At 62.9% G+C, this 7,982-nt stretch carries 6 protein-coding genes; 1 reads left to right on the forward strand and 5 read right to left on the reverse strand.

Annotated elements, in window-relative coordinates; all coding sequences use genetic code 11:
* Window positions 1-5 precede the first annotated feature (5 nt).
* The 5 genes from AC1DWI_RS08010 to AC1DWI_RS08030 all read right to left on the reverse strand — a co-directional run bounded on the left by AC1DWI_RS08010 (window position 6) and on the right by AC1DWI_RS08030 (window position 5,753).
* On the reverse strand, window positions 6-1,265 hold the full coding sequence (locus AC1DWI_RS08010) for an acyl-CoA dehydrogenase family protein (RefSeq protein ID WP_477669415.1): 1,260 nt from the start codon (window positions 1,263-1,265) through the stop codon (window positions 6-8).
* 49 nt (window positions 1,266-1,314) lie between these two features.
* Entirely contained in the window at window positions 1,315-2,406 is a 1,092-nt protein-coding gene (locus AC1DWI_RS08015; protein WP_477724645.1) for a phosphotransferase, read from the reverse strand.
* Window positions 2,407-2,427: 21 nt separating this feature from the next.
* Window positions 2,428-3,153 (reverse strand): Crp/Fnr family transcriptional regulator, encoded by a 726-nt coding sequence (locus AC1DWI_RS08020; RefSeq protein WP_477669417.1) that lies wholly within the window; start codon window positions 3,151-3,153, stop codon window positions 2,428-2,430.
* Between the two features lie 139 nt (window positions 3,154-3,292).
* Window positions 3,293-4,072: an oxepin-CoA hydrolase, alternative type gene (locus AC1DWI_RS08025; protein WP_477669418.1), complete on the reverse strand. Its 780-nt coding sequence runs from the start codon at window positions 4,070-4,072 to the stop codon at window positions 3,293-3,295.
* A gap of 160 nt (window positions 4,073-4,232) precedes the next feature.
* Window positions 4,233-5,753, reverse strand: coding sequence for a 3-hydroxyacyl-CoA dehydrogenase (locus tag AC1DWI_RS08030; protein WP_477724646.1), 1,521 nt, complete (start codon window positions 5,751-5,753; stop codon window positions 4,233-4,235).
* Window positions 5,754-5,809: 56 nt separating this feature from the next.
* Here AC1DWI_RS08030 and AC1DWI_RS08035 point away from each other — a divergent pair, with 56 nt between their 5' ends.
* A complete protein-coding gene (locus AC1DWI_RS08035; protein WP_477724647.1) occupies window positions 5,810-7,945 on the forward strand; it encodes a type IV pilus assembly protein FimV in 2,136 nt (711 codons plus the stop codon).
* The last annotated feature ends 37 nt before the right edge of the window (window positions 7,946-7,982 follow it).

The raw sequence follows: 7,982 nt of genomic DNA on the forward strand, positions 1-7,982 counted from the left end.
GCGTATCARCCGCCACGCGTTATGGGCATCTCGATTTCGCCGGGCATCAGCAAGTGCTTGGCCAGCTCAAGCTTGGCCAGAGAAGCTCGATGCACCTCGTCCGGGCCGTCGGCCAGGCGCAGGGTGCGCTGGCTGGCGTAGGCATAGGCCAGCGGGAAGTCGTCCGACACACCGCCTCCGCCGTGGGCCTGGATGGCCCAGTCGATGATCTGGCAGGCCATGTTGGGCGCCACCACCTTGATCATGGCGATCTCGGCCTTGGCAACCTTATTCCCAACGGTGTCCATCATGTAGGCCGCCTTGAGCGTCAGCAGGCGGGCCTGCTCGATCATGCAGCGGGCTTCGGCAATGCGCTCGTGCCAGACCGACTGGCTTGCGATCGGTTTGCCGAAAGCCACGCGGGTATTGAGGCGCTTGCACATCAGCTCCAGCGCGCGCTCGGCAATGCCGATGCTGCGCATGCAGTGGTGAATGCGTCCGGGCCCGAGGCGCCCCTGGGCAATTTCGAAACCACGGCCTTCGCCCAGCATCAAATTGGCGGCGGGCACGCGCACATTCGTCAGGCGCACTTCCATGTGGCCGTGCGGGGCGTCGTCGTAGCCGAAGACCGACAGCGGGCGGATGACCTCGATGCCGGGCGTGTTGGCGGGCACCAGGATCATGGACTGCTGTTCGTGGCGGCCGGCGTCGGGGTTGGTTTTACCCATGACGATGTAGATGGCACAGCGCGGATCGCCCGCGCCGGATGACCACCACTTGAGGCCGTTGAGGACGTAGTCGTCGCCGTCGCGCTCGATGCGGCACTGGATGTTGGTGGCGTCGGACGAAGCGACTTCCGGCTCGGTCATCAGGAAGGCAGAACGGATCTCGCCCTTGAGCAGCGGATCCAGCCACTGGTCCTTGTTGGCTTCGGAGCCGTAGCGGGCGATGGTTTCCATGTTGCCGGTGTCGGGCGCCGAGCAATTGAACACCTCGGCCGCAAAGGGCACGCGGCCCATGATTTCGCACAGCGGCGCGTATTCGAGGTTGGACAGACCTTCAGGGGCGCGCGGCGAGTGCGGCAAAAACAGGTTCCACAGGCCGGCGGCACGCGCCTTGGGTTTGAGCTCCTCGACCAGCCTGGTCGGGATCCAGGCATTGCCCTTGGCGCGGTTCTCGGCGATTTCGCGGAAAAAGCGGGCCTCATTGGGGTAAACATGCTCGTCCATGAACTTGAGCAGGCGCGCCCGCAGTTCCTGTACTTTGGGGGTGTAGTTGAAGTCCATGAAATCTCCAGAAAGATGTGAGGCGATGTTGTTATGAGACAGCGGTCGTTCAGCCCTGGCTTTTCAGGGCAAAGCCCCAGGCCATCCTGGCCAGCAGCGGCGCGCCGGCGGCCGAGCTGACGGCCTGGGCGCTGGAAGCCGTGCCGGCCTCGACGCGCTTGGCAATGCCTTGCAGAATGGCCGCGATGCGAAACAGGTTGTAGGCCATGTAGAAGTTCCAGTCGACCTTGAGCGCCTCGGGTGTGGTCAGCCCGGTGCGCTCGCAGTAAAGGCGTATGTAGTCGGATTCGGTGGGAATGCCCAGGCTGACCACGTCCAGCCCGCCAATGCCGCGGAAAGCGCCCGGCGGAATGTGCCAGGCCATGCAGTGGTAGCTGAAGTCGGCCAGTGGATGGCCCAGGGTGGAGAGCTCCCAGTCAAGCACGGCCAGCACACGCGGCTCGGTGGGGTGAAAGAGCAGGTTGTCCAGCCGGAAATCACCATGCACGACGGAGACCATGCTGTCGTCGCGCGCGCTGGCCGGGATGTTGGCCGGCAGCCACTGCATCAGGCTGTTCATCTCGGCGATGGGCTGGGTGATGGATGCGGCGTACTRCTTGCTCCAGCGGCCGATCTGGCGTTCAAAGTAGTTGCCGGGCTTGCCGTAGTCGGCCAGGCCCCGCTCGGTAAACTTCACCTTGTGCAGTGCGGCGACCACGCGGTTCATCTCGTTGTAGATATCCCCGCGCTGGGCGCTGGTCATGCCGGGAAGTGACTGGTCCCATAGCACGCGGCCTTCGACGAATTCCATTACATAGAAAGCGCGGCCGATCACGGATTCGTCCTCGCAGAGGCAATACATCCTGGGTACCGGCACGTCGGTGCCGTGCAGCCCCTGCATGACCTTGAATTCGCGCTCCACCGCATGGGCCGACGGCAGCAATTTGGCCACCGGTCCCGGCTTGGCGCGCATCACATAAGAAGCGGTGGGTGTGATCAACTTGTACGTCGGGTTGGACTGGCCGCCCTTGAAGATTTCCGCGGTCAGCGGGCCCTGGAAGCCAGGCAGGTGCTTGTCGAGATAAGCGGCAAGGGCTTCGAGATCAAAAGCGTGCGCACCCGAAACAGCCCGTGTACCGACAAAGTGATCGAAATTGCTCATGYTCAAACGTGTTGTCTCTGTTTATTTGTCAATTTCAGCTTCAGAGATGCGCATCAGGGTTGTGCGGTTGCGCACCACCAGGCCTCCCGGCTCGATCCGGATGGCTTCTTCGCGCTCCATGGATTTGAGCTCCTGGTTGACGCGCTGGCGCGAGGCGCCCAGCAGTTGCGCCAATTCCTCTTGTGCCAGCTGCAGGCCGATTCGCACCTCGCCGCTGTCCGCCAGGCTGGGCACACCGTAGCTGCGCACCAGGTGCAGCAGCTGCTTGGCCAGYCGCGCCCGCAAGGGCAGGGTGTTGAGGTCTTCCACCAGACCGAAGAGCTGCCGTATGCGCCGTGCATGCAGGCGCAACAGGGCCTCGTAGAGTTCGACATGCTGGCTCAGGATCTTGCGCAGATCGGCGCGCGAGACACACAGCAAGGTGGTCTCGCCATGGGCATAGGAGTCGTGGGTACGCCGCTCTCCGTCGAAGATCGCCACATCGCCGACCCAAAGGCCGGGCTCCACATAGGTCAGCGTGACCTGCTTGCCCGAAATCGAGGTCGAGCTGACACGAATGGCCCCACGTGCGCAAGAGATCCATTCCTCGGGCACGTCGCCGCGCGCGCTGATGAGTTCGCCGTCTTTGTAGCGTTTGACGTAGGCGCATCGGAGTATGTCGTGCCTCAGGGATGGGGACAGGGATGAAAACCAGCGGCCATTGTTAATGGCCTCTCGTTCCTCTATCGTAAGAATGGGATCGTCCATGGTCTGTCTTTTGAGTGACTAACAAGACGACCATTGTCGCTTGAGGGACCCGCCCGGCGCCAGTGGGCTGTCGCATGGGTGTCGCCCGGCCGGAGGCCTGGATTGTCGGTTGGGCAGCCCGCGACTGGCTGCCTGCCGCCTAGCGGTAGTGCGGCGTGCGCTTGTTCAGGAAGGCGTCTATGCCTTCACCCGCGTTGGCGTCGTGCAGGTTGCGCACGAAGTGATCACGTTCGTGGGTGAGCTGCTCGGTCAGCGTGCTGCCGGCTGCGTCGTTGATGAGTTCCTTGATGCTGGCCAGCGCATTGGGCGCGCGCGCATTCAGGTTTTCGGCCAGTTCAAGCGCTTGGGCCAAGGCCTCACCCGGGGCCGCAACGCGGTTCACCAGGCCAAAATCGTGCAGTCGGCGCGCGCCTATGCGTTCGCCGGCCATCAGCAATTCGCTGGCCAGCGCACGCGGCAAGGCGCGCGCCAGGACCCAGCTGCCGCCACCGTCGGGTGAGAGTGCCACGGTGCTGTAAGACATCACGAACACAGCGTTATCCGCTGCAACGACGAAGTCGCAGGCCAGCGCCAGTGAAAAACCCGCGCCGGCGGCAGCACCTTCCACGGCGGCGATCACCGGCTTGGGATAAGTCCGGATCGAGTCGATCCAGTTGTGCAGGCCTTCAATGCTCTGGGCTTGCACCTCCGGCGCCTCGCGGCGRTTGGCTTCCAGTCGCTGCAGGTTGCCCCCAGCGCAAAACATGGCACCTTCGCCGGTGATCACCACGCTGCGGATGTCTGGGTTGTTTTCAGCAGCATTTAGCGCCTCAATGCCCGCAGCGTAAATATCGGGGCCGAGCGCGTTCTTGAACTCGGGGTTGCTGATCGTCAGGATAAGGGTCTGACCCTCGCTCGTACCTTTGATTGCGCCTGCCATGCTAGTTTTTCCAATGCATCGAAATAAGAAATAGGCAGGGACCAAGTCCCCGTACAGATCCCCTTGCCAGTGGGGGCCGCGGAACTGGCTTCGCCAGGCCGCAGGCGCCGCCCCCTCGAGGGGGGAAGGTGCTACACGAAGTGAGCATCCGAAGGGGGTGTTATTCCTCCTGGTGTAACAGGCTAAGGCCGATGGCGCCGCGCCGCCGCAGCCAGGGGGAAGGGCGGTAGCGTTGGTCGCCGTAAACGGTCTGCATGTTGAACAACACTTCCAGCACATTGGTGGGGCCGTAGCGGTCACCCATGGCCAGCGGGCCCAAGGGGTAACCGAGGCCCAGCGTCACAGCCGTCTCAAGGTCTTTCGGGCTGCAAATGCCTTGCTGGCAAATGTCGCTGGCGATGTTGACGATGGTGGCCACCACGCGCTGGGTGACAAAGCCGCCGCTGTCGCGGATCACGCTGACCGCTTTGCCGTCGCGGGCGAAGAGGGCATGGGCGGCGTCGCGCATGTCGGTACGGGTGGCCGGGTTGGTCGCCAGTACGCGCCGCTTGGTGGCTGCGTCGTCGATCAGCATGTCGATGCCCACGGTGCGGGCCGGGTCCAGCCGCTCCACGACGGCGACGGTGGTGATGTCAAAGCCAAGGGGCGCCACCAGCATCAGGGCCTGCGGCGATGCGGAGGCGCCGGTCTCAATTTTGGCGCCCAGGTTTTTGAGCAGTTGCAACAGCTCCGAGCGGCGCGAAGCACGCGGCGACACCCACACCGGCGGAAGTTCGGTCACACCAGGGACGGCCTGCTCGGGCKGAACTTGCATGGTGCCGTCGGTGTAGCGGTAAAAGCCTTCACCGGTCTTGCGGCCCAGCACTCCGCCGGCCAGGCGCTGCGCCGTGATCACATTGGGGCGGTAGCGGGCTTCTTGGTAGTACTGGTGGTAGATTGACTCCATCACGGGATGGGAGACGTCGAGCCCGGTCAAGTCCATCAGCTCGAAAGGACCCAGCTTGAAGCCGGCCTGGTCGCGCAGGATGCGGTCTATGGTGGCGAAGTCGGCGACGCCTTCGCTGACGATGCGCAGCGCTTCGGTGCCGTAGCCTCGGCCGGCGTGGTTGACGATGAAGCCGGGCGTGTCTTGGGCCTGCACGGGTGTGTGGCCCATTTGCCGGGCGTATTGGCTCAGGCCTTCGCACACAGCGGGACTGGTCTTCAGGCCGGCGATGACCTCCACCACTTTCATCAGTGGAACGGGATTGAAGAAATGGTAACCGGCAAGGCGTTCGGGGTGCTTCAGGTCTGCGGCGATGGCCGTTACAGAAAGCGAGGAGGTATTGCTGGCCAGAATGGTGTGCACAGGTACCAGTGTCTCGAGTTCGGCGAACAGGGCTTTCTTGACCTCCAGCCGCTCCACGATGGCTTCGATGATGAGGTCGCAGGCCGCCAGGTCGGTGAGGGTGGCGGCCAGCACAAGCCGGTCTTTGTGCCCGGCTGCCGCGGCTGCGTCGATGCGGCCTTTTTCAACGAGCTTGTCCCATTGGGCACAGATGGCTTCGCGCGCTTTTTCCGCGGCGCCTGCCTGCGCGTCCATCAGCCTGACGGTGCTGCCGGCCTGCACGGCGATCTGCGCAATGCCGCGCCCCATGGCGCCGGTGCCAACTATTCCCACATTCGTGTAATTTACTTCCATGCCTGAATTATGGCTGACCGTATTTGGCAGGGTACCGTGTCAAAATTGCCCACCCCATGAAACTTGCCAAGAAGCCTGTCAAATATCTCCTTGGCGTTCTGCTGATGGGCGTTGCCGTCCACAGCGTGGCCTTGTCGCTGGGGCGCATGCGCGGCGCCACCCTTGTCGGACGCCCCCTTGATGTCACCCTGTCGGCGCACCTGGACGGCACGGAAGGGTTGTCTGCAGTCTGTGTGGCGGCAGATGTGTTTTTTGGCGACAGCCAGGTTGCCCAGGACAAGGTACGTGTCATCACGTCGCAAGGCGCTTCCGGTGAAGCGCTGATCCGCATCCGCACAAGCTCCGGCGTCGATGAGCCGGTCGTGACACTCTATGTGCGTGAAGGATGCCTGCAGAAAAACACGCGCAAGTATGTGCTGCTGGCGGAAGTGGCCGGAGAAAACACCAGCCCGGTTCCCGTTGTCGGCGGAGAAGCCGTTGCGACTGCGCCTCTGGTGGCGCAGATGCCTGGAGTTGCTGGCGCCGGCGGTAACGCCGCAAAGGCACAGGCAGGCTCCGCGCCCTCCAGCCCGGGAAAAGCCCCAAGAGCGAGGTCCGGAAAAGTCCCGCCTGTCGGAGGCAGTGAATTGCGATCGGCTACCTCAGTTGGGTTGCTGCAGGCAACGCCTGCTGTTCGCGGGGCTGGCAAGTCCGCATCCGGGCCAGCGGGCAAGCTCCGTTCTCGCCTGAAACTTGACCCCATTGACCTGGCGGCCGAGCGCGACCCTGTGCTCCGGTCTTCGCCGGAGCTGCTGACGGAGCCCTCAACAGACGCCCAGCAGCGCGCTGCCGCCGCCGCACTGTGGCAGGCGCTTAATGCACAGCCGCAAGACATGGTGCGCGACAGCCAGCGCCTGAAATCCCTGGAAGCCGATGTTGCCGGCATGCTCGCGCGAAGCCAGAAAACCGAAAAAGCCGTGATGGAAATGCGCGGCCAGCTTGAGCAGGCGCGCGGTGAACGCTATAACAACTGGCTCGTATACGCCCTTTACGCCTTGCTGGCCGCCTCCCTTCTTGCGATCCTGGCACTATGGATACGTAGCCGACAGCAAAGCCGTGTCAGCCGGGGATCCTGGTGGGGCAAAGGGTTTGCCGAAGACAGCGCGCCTTATGTGACTGAAGGTACGGGTAACACCGGGAAAGCCTTCTTGCGCAGGGCCTCAGAAGCTGAATCGGTGAGCGCCGGGCCTTTGCCCGATTCGCTGGTTGATTTCGATCCCAGCGAACCATTTTTCGAGGCGCCGAAAAATACGCCGGCTTCAAGCGCCGTGGCGCGCCCAAGGGTTGCCGAATCCAGATTCCCCTCGGAATTTCTGCCTAGCCTGAGCGGTATCAGCAGCATGCCGCGGATTGTGAATGCCGAAGAGCTGTTTGATGTGCAGCAACAGGCCGATTTCTTCCTGTCGCTCGGCCGGCCCGACAAGGCGGTAGATGTTCTGCGTCACCACATCATGGACAACGTGGAAACAAGCGCGCTCGTCTATCTCGACCTGTTTGACCTCTATCACAGCTTGGGCCGCCGCGAGGATTACGACGCGTTGCGCACAGACTTCAACAAGATGTTCAATGCCAAGGTGCCGGCATTCGACGAATACGCGGCGGATACGCACGATCTGGAGTATTACACGGAGGCCCTCTCGCGGATTGAGGCCCTCTGGCCAACTCCCAAGGTGCTCGACGTACTTGAAGAGTCCATATTCCGCAAACCGGATTCGCGGGGAGAGGTCTTCAGCCTGGCCGCCTACCGCGAGCTGTTGCTCCTCCACTCTATCGCAAAAAGGATTGTTAGCCGGCCGCCCGGCAACGCCGAAGCACCGGTCAGGTTGTCGGACGCACCTTCGGTTCCGACCATGCCGGACACGCTCCCTGGCGTTGCAGGTTTTGGGCCTACCAGCATCCAGCCACTGTCAGCCCGGTTCCAGATCGTGGCGCCCTTGCCATCTCCTGCCGTGGCAGGTGCAACCGACCCGACACAGCCTCCCGCTTCCCCCCGGCTTGGTCTTGATATTGATTTGAGTKCAGGCGAGGGGGCGGACCTGGCCCCGTTTCCATCAATCGATGCAGGTGCGCAGCCGCCGCAATCCGCTGCCAACAATCTCATCGAGTTTGACCTCGACTTTCCGGATTCTTCGGGGCCGACGCAGAAAACTTGAGCGAAGTTTGAGCCTGGCTCGCCGGGAATCCCGGGTT

The sequence above is a fragment of the Polaromonas sp. P3_C2 genome (assembly GCF_056402675.1).